This is a genomic window from Sinorhizobium sojae CCBAU 05684 (genome assembly GCF_002288525.1).
Lineage (GTDB): Bacteria > Pseudomonadota > Alphaproteobacteria > Rhizobiales > Rhizobiaceae > Sinorhizobium > Sinorhizobium sojae.
Genome location: NZ_CP023068.1, coordinates 707,345 through 722,548 on the forward strand (window position 1 = coordinate 707,345; position 15,204 = coordinate 722,548).

Below are 15,204 nucleotides of genomic sequence, written 5' to 3' on the forward strand. Positions count from 1 at the left end.
CCAAGGAGAGATACAGTAGCGGACAGGCTGAGTTCAGCCGTCGGCCGAATCGGAATTCAGGTCCAGCGATGCGACCTGCAGGCGAGGGTCCGAGGGATGCTGGCGGATGGAGAAGCCGAATTCACGACACATGCGCAGCATTTTGCTGTTTTCGCTCAGCATGATCCCCTCGATGCATTTGAGCCCATCGGCTGCGGCATAGTCCCGCAAATGCGCGAGCAGAGCCCAGCCGAGACCATGTCCCTGTAGATCGGTCCGCACGAGCAGGCCGTATTCCGCGGTTTCATGGTCGGGATCGGCATAGAGCCTTGCGATGCCGGCCAGATCGCCGCCTTCTCTCTCAAGCGCTATGAAGGCCATCTCCCGCTCGTAATCGATCTGAGTGAGCCGCACCAGCATCTGATGTGGAAAGCTCTTGCGCGGTGCCAGGAAGCGCAGACGAATGTCGTCCGCTGCCGTCCTGGCGAAGAAGGTCGGATAGAGGCCCGCGTCGGACGGCTTGATCGGACGAATATGGTAAGCTCGCTCCCCGACGATGACATCCCGTTCCCAACCGGCGGGATAGGGGCGGATCGCGAGGTCGCTATTCGGGCCTGGCACGGTTGCCGCCTCGGGGTCGATTTCGATGCGCGCGTCGAGTGCGATCGCGCCATCCTCGTCCGCCAGCAAGGGGTTGATGTCCATCGAGACGATGGCGGGGAAATCGACGATCATTTGCGAGAGTGCGCAAAGCGCACTCAAGATCGCCGGGCGATGGGCCCCCGGCTGATCTCGGAAGCCGGCGAGAAGTCGGCCTATGCGTGTGCGGTCGATGAGATCGCCGGCGAGCACATTGTCGAGCGGCGGCAGGGCGACTGCCGTATCCGCAACGACTTCCACCGAGACGCCGCCCGATCCGAACAATATGATCGGACCGAAGACCGGGTCGCGGTTCGTACCGAGGATCAATTCCCAAGCGCGCCTGCGCTCGATCATCGGCTGCACGGCGAAGCCCTCTATGGCGGCACTCGGATCATGCGCCTTGAGCCGCGCCGCGATCGTTTCCGCCGCTTCTCTCGCGGCGGCAGCGGTCGCGATGTCGAGCACGACGCCGCCGACGTCGGACTTGTGGCTGACTGCCTTCGCCACGAGCTTGACGACAATCCTGGCCGAACTGGCGAGGAGTTCGGCGGCGGCCTCTTCCGTCTCCTCGGGCGAGGCGGCGACGAGTGTCGTCGGCGTCGCGATGCCGTAGGCGGCAATGACAGCCTTTGCCTCCGGTTCGTTCAGCATCCGTCGCCCCTCCGACGCCACACGCTGGAAGATGGCCTTTACCGTCTCGCTGTCGTGGAGGGTTTCGTCGCCGGCCCGGCTCGGAGGAACACGAACCAGCGATTCCTGTGCCCGCGACCAGTTCGCAATGTAGGAGGCAGCCAAAGCGACGTCAGCGGGTGTGTCGTAGCTTGCAAGCTTGGCCTCCTGCAGGGCTTGGCGACCCTCGCGGGCGGTCCGGCTGCCGAGCCAGCAGGTCAGGACGGGTTTGCCGGCAATCGTCCCGGATTGCGACAGCGAGGCGACGGCGCGCGCAGCATGCAGGGGCGAGGCGAGCCCGGTCGGGCAGTTCATGACGATGAGGATGTCGGCCGCCGGGTCCCGTGCCACGATTTCTGTCGCTGCCCGGTACCGCTCGGGCGATGCGTCGCCGATAACGTCCACCGGATTGGCCCGCGACCAGTTGGCGGGCAGAACCTGGTCCAAGGCCCGGATGGTCTCGACCGAAAGCTCCGCCAGTTCGCAGTCGAAATCCATCAGGCGGTCGACGGCAAGCACGCCGGCGCCGCCACCATTGGTGACGATCGCGGCACGGGCCCGTCTCAGCGGTGCAAAGCGACCGATCGTTTCCGTTGCGTTGAACAATTCGCCGAGGCTCTCGATCCTGAGCACGCCGGCGCGGCGCAAGGCCGCATCGACGACGCGATCAGCCCCGGAAAGGGCGCCGGTATGCGTGGCCGCCGCCTTTGCAGCTTCCGCATGGCGTCCTGATTTGATGGCGACAACCGGTTTGAGACGGGCGGCCGCGCGGGCAGCCGAAAGGAATTTACGCGGGTTCGGGACGGCTTCGAGGTACATGATGATCGCGCGGGTCTTCGGGTCGCCCGCCAGTAGATCGAGGCAATCGGCGGCGTCGACGTCCGCCATGTCACCGAGCGAAATGATCTGGGAGAAGCCGACATTGTTGTCGGCGGCCCAATCGATCAGTGACGTCGCGATGGCACCGGACTGCGAGAGAAGAGCGATGTCGCCCGCCTGGGGCTGGAGATGCGCGAAGCTCGCATTGAGTTTCGCGGACGGCACGATAAGGCCCACCGTGTTGGGGCCGATGATGCGGAAAAGCTTGGGTTTTGCGGCGTTCAACATCGCCTGCCGCAAGCCGTTCTCCTTGGAAAGGCCGGCCGTAATCACGACCGCGGCGCGGGTACCCCGCTCACCAAGGTCGCGGATGAGCCCGGGTATGGTATGCGGCGGCGTGATGATGACGGCAAGGTCGGGAACGCCGGGGATATCGGTAACGCGTGCATAGCAGCGAAGCCCGGCGACCTCGCTGTATTTCGGGTTCACAGGCCAGATCTCTCCCTCGAACCCCATCCCCCGGACATTATCGATGACCACGCGCCCAAGCGAGCCCTGACGACTGGATGCGCCGATCACCGCAAGCGATTTCGGATCGATCGCATGATGCAGGTTTCGAATGGTCATGCCGCGCTCTCCGGTTTTCGCCGACAAAGGTAGCGCGCATTTCAGGCGGCGCGTTGACTATGCGCAAAAATTCCTGCCGTGACGGGCAAGCACTCTCAATCGAGCAGGATGCGAAGGCGCCGGGCGAGTTCCTTCGCCGTATAGGGTTTCCGCAGCCAGCTTTCGGGGTACGACAATTCCTTGCCAATGACGCTCGGCTCGGCATAGCCGGAGGTGAAGAGCATCTTCACGTCGGGTCGAAGGGCGCGCACATGTTGCGCCAACTCGCCGCCATTCATGCCTCCCGGCATGATCACATCCGTGAAGACAAGCGCGACCTCCGGGTGCTCCGAAAGCAGTTCCAGCGCCTGCGCGCCGGCTTCGGCTTCAATGACCCGGTAGCCGGCGTCCATCAAGCGTCCGACGACCACGCGTCGAACACGCGGATCGTCTTCCACCACCAGGATCGTCTCGTGGCCCCTCGCAATTTGCTGGGCAGCGATTTCTCCCCCTGCCTTCGCTTCGACCAGTTCCTCTTCGCCGCGCGCCGCCGGAAGGAAGATGCGCACGCTCGTACCCTGGCCGCGCTCGCTGTAAAGCTGGATGTGGCCGCCCGACTGCTTGACAAAGCCATAGACCATGCTCAGCCCCAGTCCCGTCCCGGCACCTGTGCCCTTCGTCGTGAAGAAGGGTTCGAAAGCGTGGCGCTTGACCTCGTCGCTCATGCCGGTACCCGTGTCGGTTACAGTGATGAGGACGTAGCGTCCCATCCGGACCTCGGGATACATGAGTGCATAGTCTCGATCGAGAACGGTCGTCGATATCTCGACGGTCAACCGGCCACCGCCGGACATGGCGTCGCGAGCGTTCAGCGCCAGGTTGAGCAGCGTGTTCTGAAGCTGGGAGACATCGACGAGCGCCAGATTGCCGGCGCCAGTCACCATGGTGCGAAGCTCGATCGTTTCGCCCAATGTTCTCGTGAGGAGGTTGGAGAAATTCGAAACCAGTTCGCCGACGTCGACGAGTTTCGGGTTGAGCGGCTGGCGCCGGCCGAAAGCGAGCAATTGTCCCGTCAGCTTCGCACCGCTGTCAGCGGCCGCCTGGGCCTCGCTCAGGAGCGACAGGAGTCTCTCGTCATCGAGACGCGCCTCGATCATTTCCAGATTGCCGGTGATCACCGTGAGAAGGTTGTTGAAATCATGGGCGAGGCCGCCCGTCAGTTGCCCGACGGCCTCCATCTTCTGCGCCTGACGGAGCTCTTCCTCGATGCGCTGACGGCTCGTGAGATCGCGAATGAACCCTGTGAAAATCCGCTTGCCCCCCGAAATCGCCTCTCCGACGGAAAGCTCCATCGGGAATGTCGTGCCGTCCTTGCGCTGGCCGGTGACGACGCGGCCGATGCCGATGATCCGCCTTTCGCCCGTATGTAGGTAATTGGCGATATAGCCGTCATGCGCGTCCCGGTCGGGCTGCGGCATCAGCATGCTGACATTTCGACCCAGAACCGAATTTTCCTTGTATCCAAAAAGCCGCTCGGCCGCGGCGCTGAAGGAGTTGATCCTGCCCTTTTCGTCGATCACGACCATCGCCTCGGGCACCGTATCAAGGATCGATCGCAGATGCGCCTCGCGGGCCGCAACGTCCGACTGCGCCTGCCTCAGATTGGTGATGTCGCTATCGGTCTGGACGATGGCGCCGCGACCGCCAGCCTCCGAGGCGAGAAGGATCCAGCGGCTCGCCACGAAGACGGTGGTGCCGTCCTTGTGTCTCTGCTCGAGCTCACCTGCCCAGGCCCCGTGTGCGTTGAGATGACTGCGGATCTCCTCGATCGATTTCGGGAAAGCCGTTGCCAGCAGCTCATGAACGGGCTCGCCTCGGGCCTCGCCGCGCGACCAGCCGTAGAGTTCTTCGCAACCCTTGCTCCAATGGGTGATCTTGCCGTCGGGCCCGTGGACGATGACATTCGCCCCGTCGAGGGCATCCACGATGTTGCTTACGCGCTTTCCCATCCCTCAGGCCGTCTTCATCCGGTGGCACGCAGCCGCTGCGAGCGTCAGCGACCAGTTCTCGTCATCGTCTCCATCGGCCAGCGAACGAAGTGCATCCATTTTCAGGACCATCATCGATCGCCGTCCGGTGGCTGTGATGATACCGCTGTTCGTCAATTTTGTTATGGTGCGCGAAACGGTTTCGATCGTCATACCCAGATAATCGGCCATGTCGAGGCGGGTCATTGGAATATCGACGATGCGCGTGCAATTCCCGAACTCGTCACGAGACATCATGAGCAGAAAATTGGCGACCTTCTCGTCGGCGCTCCTGCGCGACAGAAGCACGGTCTGGTCCTGGGCCGCGGTCATTTCGTCACACAATTTGGAGAAGAGTTGATCCCTCAACTGCGGCTGGCGCCGGATTTCTTCTTCGAAGCGGCGGCGCGAGAGGCGGCGAAGCGCGACTGGGGTGATCGCCTCGACCGTATAGAGATACCGCTCCTTGAGCGAGACGCCGAGCAGATCGCCGGGGCGCAGGAAGCCGACGATGATGCGGCGGCCGTCGCTGAGCAGCCGCACCGCCCGAAGCATTCCGTCGGTGACCTGGAAGAGATGCGTGGCGTCGTCGCCTTCCCAGAAAACGGCGCTGCCCGCGTCAAACCTTTCCAGCGGTTGCCGGTCGAAAAGAGACGAAAGACTCGGCTGCGAGAGCGTGATGGGTGCTTCGCGAGCATCTTGCATGGCAACAACTTGAAGGCTCATGGCATCCTCCTGTGGATTTGATGGGAGGAGTTTGCGCAGTGGCCGGTGACCGTGCGACGACTGGCGTGCTACACTTGGTACGATATTGTAACGATTTGTAACTGCGCCTTTTGATGAACAGGAGCGGTGCGAGGAGCATGGTCTATTCACAGAAGTCGCCGGAGCACATTCTTGTCGTCGACGACGATCCGAGAATTCGGCAGATGCTCGCACGCTACTTCGAGGATGAGGGCTATCGCGTCAGCCTGGCAGGTGACGGCCGCGAGATGCGCAATTGTCTCGAGACTCAGTCGATCGACATCATCCTGCTCGATCTCGTCCTGCCGGGGGAAGACGGCCTGACATTGGCACGTGACATAAGGGCGCGCTCGGATATTCCGATTATCATGCTGACCGGTCGCAACGACGTGGTCGACCGGATCGTCGGCCTGGAGATCGGCGCCGACGACTACATCGCGAAACCGTTTCATCTTCGCGAAGTGCTGGCAAGATTGAGAAGTGCGCTCAGGCGCCGGCAACCGCAGGCGCCGCCGGTCCGTAGCGAACCCCAGTCCGAAATCTACGGTTTCGAGGGATGGCGCCTCGACATCGGGCGTCGGCAGTTGCTGTCCGACAACGGCGAGGAAACCCTCCTGACTACCGGGGAGTTCGATATGCTCTGTGTGCTTGTGAAGCATGCCGGCCGCGTCCTCCAGCGGGAGCTGCTGATGGATCTTACACGCGGCCGAAACCTTGATGCCTTCGACCGGTCCATCGATGCGCAGATCGCACGTCTGCGCCGCAAGATCGAACAGGATCCCAGCAACCCCGCACTCATCAAGTCGGTCAGGGGAGTCGGTTATGTCTTCAGCGCGCGGACCAGCCGGCAAGACGCGTAGGCGTTTTCGGGCGTTCTTCAACAGCGGGGTTACTGTACGGGAATGAGGGTGCCGCGATCCGCCTGCCGCGGTCTCCCGCGCCGGTCGGGCCAGTTCGCAGGATCCGTCGAGGCGATGCGAATGAAGCTGCAGCGCCTGTTGCGTGCCGCCGTCATCAGATGTTCGAGAAGCGCGTCGGAGACACCTGGCGTGTCTCCGGCACTGATGACGAGGAAGACAGGCACGTCGAGAAGCCGCCCATACAAGGGGTCGTGCGCTATGTGGCCGATGCTGAGGCCGGCGATGTAACCGCGGGCATTCTCTACCGTCACTATCTCCTGTGCATAGGGCAACATGTGCTGCCGAGCAAAGGCCGCCGCACAGAATTCGCGCCATTGGGTCAAATCGAGTTCGTACCCGACGACCTCTATCAGGCGAAAGGCGCGATCGACCTGATGGCGCTGAATTGGACCGACCAAGTAGGCTTTGGCCATTCTCGCTTCCCCGCAATTTCCCGCTTGGCTGAGTGGGCATCAATGGTCCGGCCTGTACGCTGAGCGGTCATTGATGTCCGTCAAACGGCCGCGATCGCCATACGAGTTTGACAGGCATCAAGGTGAGCAAGCGTGAACTGCTGTTGAATAGGGTTCGCGAAAGGGAGCGTGCTATGCCCATCAATATTCGCGGCCGCAGTGTCTTGACGCTCGAGGAGTTCACGCCTGACGAGCTTCGCTTTTTGCTGCGGCTTGCCGCTGACCTCAAGACGGAGAAGAGAAGTGGCAAAGAGATCCCGCGGCTGAGCCGCAAGCACATCGCCCTCATTTTCGAAAAGGAGTCGACGCGCACCCGCACCGGCTTCGAAGTGGCGGCCCATGACCAGGGCGCTCATGTCACCTATTGGGGGCCTTCCGGCAGTCACCTGGGCCACAGGGAATCGATCAGGGATACCGCGCGCGTGCTCGGAAGACTATACGACGCGATCGAATATCGCGGTCGCTCGCAAGGCACGGTCGACGAACTGGCGGCACATGCGGGCGTGCCGGTCTATAACGGCCTGACCGATGAATCCCACCCGACGCATGCGCTCGGCGATTTCCTAACCATGCAGGAATTTAGTGAAAAGCCGCTCTCGCAGGTGGTGGTGGCTTACCTCGGAGATGGCCGCGGCAATGTCGCACGATCGCTGGCGATCGGTGCCGCCAAGCTCGGAGTGGATCTGCGCATCGTCTTCGCCACCGATCTTCTGGCCCGCGCAATCCTTCATCCTGCAGGTGACGTCGGAGGCGCGAGCGCATGGAGGCCGGTTCACGGTGCTGGAGCACGTCGGGGCGGTGTTTTGGGTGCCGACTTCATCTACACGGCGCCGTGGCTCGGCGAGGAGGAGACGGGCTTGGCCGAGCGTATTAGGCTGCTCGCGCCCTTCGGCGTCAGGGCGAACGTGATGGAGGCTAGCGAAAATCCCCATACGAAGTTCATGCACTGTCTGCCCGCCTGCCACGACCGGAATAGCGAGATCGGAGCGCGGGCTGCCAAGCAATTCGGCATTGAGTGCATGGAGGTGTCGGACGCCGTCTTCCAATCCAAAGCCTCGATTGTCTTCGACCAGGCGGAAAACCGCATGCATACGATCAAGTCGATACTTATCGCGACGATCGCGGGCTGAATCCCTGCGGCGGAGCTGTGCTTCTGCAAGTCTTAACATCGCGCATACAAAGTCGCTTCAGGCCGGCCGCACAATGTTGATGCGTATCAAGTCGTCTGCCACGCAGGCGTGCATTCTTCGGAAATGGCTGCTTCGCGAAAGGGTCCGCATCAATGTCCGCTGAACCGATCATCCGCTTTCATGGCGCTGCCGGTACCGTTACGGGTTCCTGCCAGCTTGTGGAATTCGGGCCCACAAAAGTTCTCGTCGACTGCGGGCTTTTCCAGGGGTCGAAGACTGAAAAGGAGCTGAACTATCGTTTATTCCCCTTCGATCCCGCCAAGATCGATGCCGTCATCCTCACGCATGCGCATATCGATCATTCCGGCCTGCTCCCGAAGCTCGTCAAGCTCGGCTATGACGGCCCGATGTTCGCAACGCCCGCGACGCGGGATCTGTGTTCGGTCATGCTGCCCGATTCCGCCCATATCCAGGAGAGCGAGGTCGACCAGCGTAATCGCCGCAGCTTGCGGCGGGGGCGCGATGCGGTGACGCCGATCTACGCTGCACGCGACGCCGCGATCGCCATCACCCTGTTCCGTCCGGTGCCGCTCGGAGCGTGGCATCAGGCTGCGGCGGGAATTCGGTTCCGGTTCTGGAATGCCGGGCATTTGCTTGGTTCGGCCTCCGTCGAGATGGAGATCGACGCGGCGCATTCGCCGCTGCGGCTTCTCTTCTCCGGCGATATCGGTCCGCACCACAAGCTGCTGCAGTTCGACGCCACGGCGCCAGGCAACTGGGATTATGTCGTCTGCGAGAGCACCTATGGCGACCTCGAGCGAGAGCAGACGCCGGATGAGACGAGGCGAAACATCCTGCGTGCCGAGGTCATGGCGGCGACCCACCCGAACGGTGCGCTGATCATCCCGTCCTTTGCCGTGGAGCGCACGCAGGAACTCCTCACCGACCTGATCCATCTCATGGACACAGGCGCGATCGCGAGATGTCCAATCATCATCGATTCACCGCTTGCGACACAGGCGAGCGAAATCTTCCGAAAGCATCCGCCCGAGCTGGAAAACGGCGATGCCCTTGTCAGGGCGATCGAGGCCAGAAACGTCCGTTTCACTGAGACAGTCGAACAGTCGAAGGCACTCGACCTCATGCGGGACTTCCACATTGTCATTGCTGCGAGTGGCATGTGCGAGGCTGGCCGCATAAGGCACAGGCTGAAGAACTGGCTCTGGCGGGACGAGGGAACCGTATTGCTAGTCGGCTACCAGGCGACCGGGACGCTTGGCCGTTTTCTCGAAGACGGCGCCTCCGTGGTTCGCATCCAGGGAGACGACATCCGAGTGCGCGCCCGCATCCGTACGCTCGACATCTACAGCGGCCATGCCGACGGGGCGGAACTTGCCAATTGGGTTCGGGCCCGCCAGCCTATTCGCGGCGGCGTCTTTCTGGTCCACGGCGAGGAGGAAGCGCTCGAAGCGCTCCGGCAGCGTCTTTCCGAGTTCCTGCCGGAAGAGAGGCTGATCCGGCCTCGTCTCGATGCGGCGTTCCGCCTGAGTGCAGAAGGGTTGGTTGAAATATCCGAGGCCGCGCCTCCGCCCCGGATCGATCCGTATCGGGCCGGACACACCGATTGGCACAACGACTTCCAATCGCTTGTCCTCGATCTTCAGGACGAACTGGCGAGGGCCGCTGACGACAAGGCGCGCGGCGTGGTGTTGCGCAGATTGCGGCGGGCACTGATGGAGGAGGCATAAGGCGGGCTTGCGGTTCCACGCTTCTTAACGCTCGACGACTGCGACGCCGTCCTCGATGCGGTTGCTCGGATAGAGTATGACTCTGTCTCCGGGCTGCAGCCCCTCACGGATTTCCACCGAAAGGCTGTTTCTGTTGCCGATTTCGACGGGGCGCAGTTCAGCCCGCTGCCCCTCGACCACGAACACAGCCCAGTCTTCTCCCTGCCGAAACAGGGCTCCCAGTGGCAGCCGAAGCACGTCTCCCTCGAAAAGGATGACCTGGACGTCGACGCGATAGCCGTGGCCGAGAGGACTCCAGCTCTCTGGCGGATCGGTAAAATCGAGAACCACGTCCACCCGCTGCTCTTCGATGCCGAGCGCTGATATCTCGGTCTCGGCGAAGGGCTCGATACGCCGCACGGTCGCCTGCAGATCCGGTCCGCCCCATCCGGTGACGATGGCGTCTTGCCCCGGCTTGATCTTGACCGCGTCCTCCGAGAGCATGTTGACGACGATTTCCAGGTTCTTGGGATCACCGATCTCCAGCAGGGGCGTACCGGCCTCGACGACGCCTTCGCTGCGGCGAATGACTTGCAGCACAACGCCATCGACCGGCGCCGTCAGCGGAACACATTCGCAGGTCTCGCTACGGCTGCTGATCTCCTGGCGGGAAAGGAGGCGTGATTGGGCTTGCTGGAGCTCGTGGCGCCTGACGTTCAACGCCGCCTCGCTCGTAGCAAGATGGGCTTCCGCAACGCTGAAGGCGCGTTCCGCATCGTCAAGGGTCCTCTGGGAGATCGTGTTGCGCTGGATCAGCTGACGGGCGCGCGCGCGGTCGCTCTCCGCAAAGGTCAGGTCGGCCTTGGCCTTGTTGAGCTCGGCTTCGGCGAGGTTGTAGGCCGCTCGCGCGGCTTCGACCGCTGCCTGATGCTCCGCTTCCGTCCGCGCATCGAGGAAGGCCGGCGCCGCGGGTTCGATTTGCGCCAATTGCGTTTCCCCGGCCTCGACGACGTCGCCCGCATCCACCGTGATCCGGTGCAACTGGCCGCGCAGCGGGGCGTGCAGCGTGTAGACGTCGCGTACCCGCGTCTCCCCTTCCTCGTCGATGGTCACGCGCAGCATCCCGATTGCGGCGGTTGCGAGATCGACTGGGACCGGCTGGGGGCGTAATGCGTAGGCGATGGCGGCCGCAAGCACGGCCAGCAAACTGCCCCAGATCACCAACCTGCGCTTTGCCACGCTCAAAGACTACTCCCTCGTTTTCAGCACCGCTATCAGGTCCAGGCGGTCGAGCCGCCGGCGCACAATGGCGGCGCAGGTTAGCGCGGCCGCAAGCGCGATCAACGCGGCCTTGCCATAGGTCGCATCCCGAAGCACCAACGGCACGCGGTAAAGTTCCGTCTCGAAGGCGCTGGTCATGTACCAGGCCAGACTGAAGCCGATAACCCCGCCCAGCGGAATGGATATCCAGGTCAGAATGCCGACTTCGCCAAGAAGAATGTAGGAAATCTCCCAACGGCTGAACCCCAGAACGCGGAGTGTCGCGAGCTCGCGCGCCCGTTCGGAGAGGGCGATGCGGATGGAATTGTAAGTGACGCCGACGGAGAGCGTCAGCGAGAAAACGACGAAAAAGCCGATGAAGATGAAGATGGTTTCGCCCATGGTCTTGTAGAAGGTGTCGATGGCGGCCTGCCGGAAGAGAACCGCGGCGACATTGGGGATATCCTTCAGCCGCGTCAGCAGGGTCGCGCGGCTTGGCGGATCGACGCGGATGTGCAACCCACTGACGACCCGACCGTCACCGGCCATACGATTGAGCGCGGCCATGTCCATATAGGCCGGTGTGCCGATATAGGTATCGAAAATCTGCACCACCGGCAGGTTAACGCGGTGCTGGCGCCCTTCCAGCATTTCGACGGCGACAGTGTCGCCGGTTTCGACTTCCAGGAGCTCGGCAAGCTTGCGCGAGAGAACGAGGCCGTCGGGCGGGACCTCGATGCGGCCGCGGTCGTTGTCGAAGACCGGGCTCAGAATGGCGCCCTGCGGCACCCCGACAATGCCTTGCCGTTCGACGAGATGCCGGTTGACGATGCGCGTCGCGACATAGCGGTAGGGTTCTGCCGTCAGCACCCCAGGCAGGTTCTCGAAGTCTCTGACGGTGTGGATCGGTTGCAGGTCGTTGAAGGCCACGGTTGCATCCTGGCGCTGCCCGCGTTCGAAGACGGTTTCGACGAGGGAGTCGATGGCGTCGACCCATTGTAACGCCATGATGAGCACGGCGATGGACATGGCGAGACCGAGGCTTGCAAGGAATGCCCGTACCGGCCAGCGGATGATGCGCCGGACGATCATCCGCGACGGTTCGTCCAGCGCATCCGCAAGCGCGGTGCGCGAGGCCCAGCTGCGCCGGTAGACAGGTGGTGAGGGCGGCTGCATCGCCTCGGCGGGCGGCAGCCGGACAGCGCGACGTACCGCGAAAAGGCTACCCGCGAGTGCGGCCGCCAGGCTGATTGCACCGGCGATCATGAAACCGTCCGGCCCGGGGCGATAGAGCAGGAACGGAAACCGGTAGAACTGCGTGTAGAGCTCCGTATTCCAATGGCCCAGCCAGGCGCCGAGAAGGGAGCCGATCAGAATGCCGAGCGCTCCGATGGCCAGGACCATCTTGGCGTAATGCCAACCGATCGCCACATTTCCGTAGCCGAACGCCTTCAGGAGCCCGATTTCCCGGCGCTCGGTCTCGATCAGGCGCGCCATCACCATGTTCGTCAGGAAGGCCGCGACCGCAAGGAAGATGGTCGGCATGACCTTCGACATGTTCTTCTGCTGGGCAATCTCGCTCTGGAGGAACCAGTTCGAGGTCTGGTCGGCCCGGCCATAAGCTCCTATGCCCCCGAAGGGGGCAAGCAGGGTGTCCAGACGCCGGATGACATCCCTGGAGTCCGCGTCGGGCAGAAGACTCAAGGTCACGCTGTTGAAGGCTGACTGCAGGTCGAAGGCCGCCGCCAGCGCATCTCTCCCCATCCATAGGACGCCGAACCGCTCATCGTCCGGCATGAGCCCGCCCGGTGCAATGGCGTAGACGAATTCCGGGCTCAGCGCAGTGCCGACTACCTGGAGCTTGCGTTTGTTCCCTCTGAGGATCGCGTCAAAAGAGTCGCCAGGCTTCAATCCATGGGCATCGGCGAAGGGCTCGCTGACGACCACTTCGTCCGGCCGGCTCGGGTCGACCAGGCGACCGGAGCGGATCACCAGTGCATTCAAGAGCTGCGGTCCGTGTTCGGGGAGTGAAATGAGCTGGGCGACGACCGGCTCGGAATAGCCGGGCATGTCGAGGATGCCGCCGTCGACAATTCTCGTTTCGGCCAGCCGCACGCCTGGTATCTCGGCGATATCGCGTCCGACATATTCGGGAGCGCGCTTCGTCCGGGCGAAGACGTCGGCAAAACGGGTTCGCTCGTAATAGGCGGTAGTGGTCTCTTCGAGCGATTCAATCGTCGTCAACGCCATGATGAGCAATGCCGTGCCGGAAGCGATGACGAGAGCGATCGCCAATACCTGGGCCTTCAGTTGCCAAAGGCCGCGGAGGAGTTTTCGATCGAGACTGCTCATCATGCTACCAGGAGAGTTCGGCTGGAGCGCGTTGAATGGTGTTCCGTCGCGTCTCGACGATGCGCCCGTCGGCAAAGTAGAGCACGCGATTGGCAATCTCGGCAATCACGGCGTTGTGGGTGATGAGCGCCGTGGTTGTTCCGAGCTCACGATTTATCCTGAGGATCGCATCGAGCACCAGAATGCCCGTCTTGCTGTCAAGAGCGCCCGTGGGCTCGTCGCAAAGCAGCAGGTCGGGCCGCTTCGCGATCGCGCGGGCGATGGCGACCCTCTGCTGCTCGCCGCCGGAGAGCTGCGCCGGAAAATGATCCATCCGGTCGGCCAGTCCGACCATCGCCAGCGCTTCGCCCGGCTGCATCGGATCTCTGGCAATCTCCGTCACCAGCGCGACGTTTTCGCGCGCGGTCAGGCTCGGAATGAGATTGTAGAACTGAAACACGAATCCGACATGGTTGCGCCGGTAGAGATTCATTGCGCGCTCGCTGCCGAGCGAGAGCACGCGGTCGCGAAACATGACCGTGCCGCTGGTTGGATTATCGAGACCGCCGAGAATATTGAGGAGGGTCGATTTCCCGCTTCCGGACGGCCCCAGCAGCACCACCAGTTCGCTTTCGCGGAACTCGACATCGACGCCCCGCAACGCATGGACCTCCACTGCTCCCATGCGATAGATCTTAACGAGATCGCGCGCCTCAAGGGCTATGGCCGATGTCTCATTCTCCACCGGATCTCCCCTGGTTTGCTACAGCGCGGTGGGTCCTTGCGGACGCTGTCACTCTCTCGCATCGTGCATTCCGAAACTCGGGTCCGATTTTCGGACCGATGCGCTAATCTAAGCGTCGCGACCATTGCGCGAGTTCTCTTGCCGACATCTTGCCGGAAGATAGCGCTCGATCCCCGAAATGGGAGACTTCGCCGGATCATTCTCACAAGGGTGTTCACCGCGCCATCAAGACGGGGAGCTTCGTCTCATCGAGCATCGATCGCGTTACGCCGCCGAAGATGGATTCCCGCAAGCGAGAGTGACCATAGGCGCCCATTACGATGATATCAGCGGACACATCGACGGCATGTTGCTGGAGAACCTGCGCCACCGTCTTTCCGCCGCTCGGCAATGTATCGACCGTCACATTAATGCCGTGCCGGGCGAGATAGGCGGCAACGTCCGCACCGGGTTCATCTCCGCTCCCCCGGAGCGATGCCGTCGGATCGACCATGGTGACGCGAACGGATTCGGCCTTTGACATCATTTCCAGCGCTTCGCGCGCGGCACGCGCGGATTGCGCTCGCGAATCCCAAGCCAGCAGCACCGTTTTTGGCTGCAGCGTCGGTTTCGTGCCGGGCGGGATCAGCAGGAGCGGGCGACCAGCCTGAAGCAGCCCGCCGCCCAGGACCTGCCGCTTCAAATCGGCATCGGCAAAGGCATCGGGGCCAATCAGAAGGAGATCGCAGTAGATCGAACGTTCGCCTATGTCGTAGTCCGCCGCCGCCACTTCCGAATAGACGCTGTCGACATCGGAGGAGATTTCGCGCCGGCCGAGCAGGTCGCGCGCCTGCCCGACCCGTTCCTGGAGCGCCTGCATGCTTCGGTCCCGTTGCTCCACCCATGCCGGGGTCATTGTCGGATAGCGCCCCATCGGTTCTGGCGCCCAAGCCGTGACGAGCACACTTAGATGCGCGCCTGCCTGACCGCAGAGGTCGGCGGCAATCCGCAAGTCCTCGTCGCCGTGCGAGGCGCCGACGACCGCGAGTATGGTCTTGAAAGACATGGATGCGCTCCTTTTTAAGTGGCGGCGAGACGCGCCCGCGTGGAGGCTTTTCGCCGCCGGAACTAAGACTATACGCTACAGTGCCGCGCGTCTTTTCACACACGCAAA

11 protein-coding genes are annotated in these 15,204 nt (G+C 62.6%); 3 read left to right on the forward strand and 8 right to left on the reverse strand.

What is annotated here, in order from left to right; genetic code table 11:
• Window positions 1-33: 33 nt before the first annotated feature.
• The 3 genes from SJ05684_RS20950 to SJ05684_RS20960 form a co-directional block, all read right to left on the reverse strand.
• Window positions 34-2,736 carry a bifunctional acetate--CoA ligase family protein/GNAT family N-acetyltransferase gene (locus SJ05684_RS20950; RefSeq protein ID WP_034856970.1) on the reverse strand — a complete coding sequence of 901 codons (2,703 nt, stop codon included), beginning with the start codon at window positions 2,734-2,736 and terminating at the stop codon, window positions 34-36.
• A gap of 95 nt (window positions 2,737-2,831) precedes the next feature.
• Entirely contained in the window at window positions 2,832-4,724 is a 1,893-nt protein-coding gene (locus tag SJ05684_RS20955; protein ID WP_095694335.1) for a hybrid sensor histidine kinase/response regulator, read from the reverse strand.
• Between the two features lie 3 nt (window positions 4,725-4,727).
• Window positions 4,728-5,468, reverse strand: a complete 741-nt coding sequence (locus tag SJ05684_RS20960; protein ID WP_034856974.1) for a Crp/Fnr family transcriptional regulator — start codon at window positions 5,466-5,468, stop codon at window positions 4,728-4,730.
• A gap of 137 nt (window positions 5,469-5,605) precedes the next feature.
• Here SJ05684_RS20960 and SJ05684_RS20965 point away from each other — a divergent pair, with 137 nt between their 5' ends.
• Complete coding sequence (locus SJ05684_RS20965) at window positions 5,606-6,346, forward strand: response regulator (protein ID WP_034856976.1); 741 nt, start codon at window positions 5,606-5,608, stop codon at window positions 6,344-6,346.
• A 29-nt stretch (window positions 6,347-6,375) separates the two neighbouring features.
• On the opposite strand, the gene SJ05684_RS20970 is transcribed toward SJ05684_RS20965, so the two are convergent.
• Window positions 6,376-6,819, reverse strand: a complete 444-nt coding sequence (locus SJ05684_RS20970; protein WP_034856978.1) for a hypothetical protein — start codon at window positions 6,817-6,819, stop codon at window positions 6,376-6,378.
• 173 nt (window positions 6,820-6,992) lie between these two features.
• Between SJ05684_RS20970 and argF the strand changes: the two genes are divergently transcribed.
• Window positions 6,993-7,988 carry an ornithine carbamoyltransferase gene (argF, locus tag SJ05684_RS20975; protein WP_244426675.1) on the forward strand — a complete coding sequence of 332 codons (996 nt, stop codon included), beginning with the start codon at window positions 6,993-6,995 and terminating at the stop codon, window positions 7,986-7,988.
• A 152-nt stretch (window positions 7,989-8,140) separates the two neighbouring features.
• Window positions 8,141-9,736, forward strand: coding sequence for an MBL fold metallo-hydrolase RNA specificity domain-containing protein (locus tag SJ05684_RS20980; protein ID WP_034856980.1), 1,596 nt, complete (start codon window positions 8,141-8,143; stop codon window positions 9,734-9,736).
• Window positions 9,737-9,760: 24 nt separating this feature from the next.
• Here SJ05684_RS20980 and SJ05684_RS20985 read toward each other — a convergent pair whose 3' ends face one another.
• The 4 genes from SJ05684_RS20985 to SJ05684_RS21000 all read right to left on the reverse strand — a co-directional run bounded on the left by SJ05684_RS20985 (window position 9,761) and on the right by SJ05684_RS21000 (window position 15,096).
• Window positions 9,761-10,960, reverse strand: a complete 1,200-nt coding sequence (locus tag SJ05684_RS20985) for an efflux RND transporter periplasmic adaptor subunit (RefSeq protein ID WP_034856982.1) — start codon at window positions 10,958-10,960, stop codon at window positions 9,761-9,763.
• Window positions 10,961-10,963: 3 nt separating this feature from the next.
• Entirely contained in the window at window positions 10,964-13,327 is a 2,364-nt protein-coding gene (locus SJ05684_RS20990; RefSeq protein WP_034857109.1) for an ABC transporter permease, read from the reverse strand.
• Window positions 13,328-13,331: 4 nt separating this feature from the next.
• The gene (locus SJ05684_RS20995) at window positions 13,332-14,051 is read right to left on the reverse strand and encodes an ABC transporter ATP-binding protein (RefSeq protein ID WP_034856984.1); all 720 of its coding nucleotides are present in this window, start codon (window positions 14,049-14,051) and stop codon (window positions 13,332-13,334) included.
• Window positions 14,052-14,265: 214 nt separating this feature from the next.
• Window positions 14,266-15,096 (reverse strand): universal stress protein, encoded by an 831-nt coding sequence (locus SJ05684_RS21000; protein ID WP_034856986.1) that lies wholly within the window; start codon window positions 15,094-15,096, stop codon window positions 14,266-14,268.
• Window positions 15,097-15,204: the final 108 nt, after the last annotated feature.

Coding starts and splice junctions, on each gene's coding strand:
- SJ05684_RS20965 (WP_034856976.1), top strand. CDS start 5,606: ATGGTCTATTCACAGAAGTCGCCGGAGCACATTCTTGTCGTCGACGAC.
- SJ05684_RS20980 (WP_034856980.1), top strand. CDS start 8,141: ATGTCCGCTGAACCGATCATCCGCTTTCATGGCGCTGCCGGTACCGTT.
- SJ05684_RS20950 (WP_034856970.1), bottom strand. CDS start 2,736: ATGACCATTCGAAACCTGCATCATGCGATCGATCCGAAATCGCTTGCG.
- SJ05684_RS20960 (WP_034856974.1), bottom strand. CDS start 5,468: ATGAGCCTTCAAGTTGTTGCCATGCAAGATGCTCGCGAAGCACCCATC.
- SJ05684_RS20990 (WP_034857109.1), bottom strand. CDS start 13,327: ATGAGCAGTCTCGATCGAAAACTCCTCCGCGGCCTTTGGCAACTGAAG.
- SJ05684_RS20955 (WP_095694335.1), bottom strand. CDS start 4,724: ATGGGAAAGCGCGTAAGCAACATCGTGGATGCCCTCGACGGGGCGAAT.
- argF (WP_244426675.1), top strand. CDS start 6,993: ATGCCCATCAATATTCGCGGCCGCAGTGTCTTGACGCTCGAGGAGTTC.
- SJ05684_RS20970 (WP_034856978.1), bottom strand. CDS start 6,819: ATGGCCAAAGCCTACTTGGTCGGTCCAATTCAGCGCCATCAGGTCGAT.
- SJ05684_RS21000 (WP_034856986.1), bottom strand. CDS start 15,096: ATGTCTTTCAAGACCATACTCGCGGTCGTCGGCGCCTCGCACGGCGAC.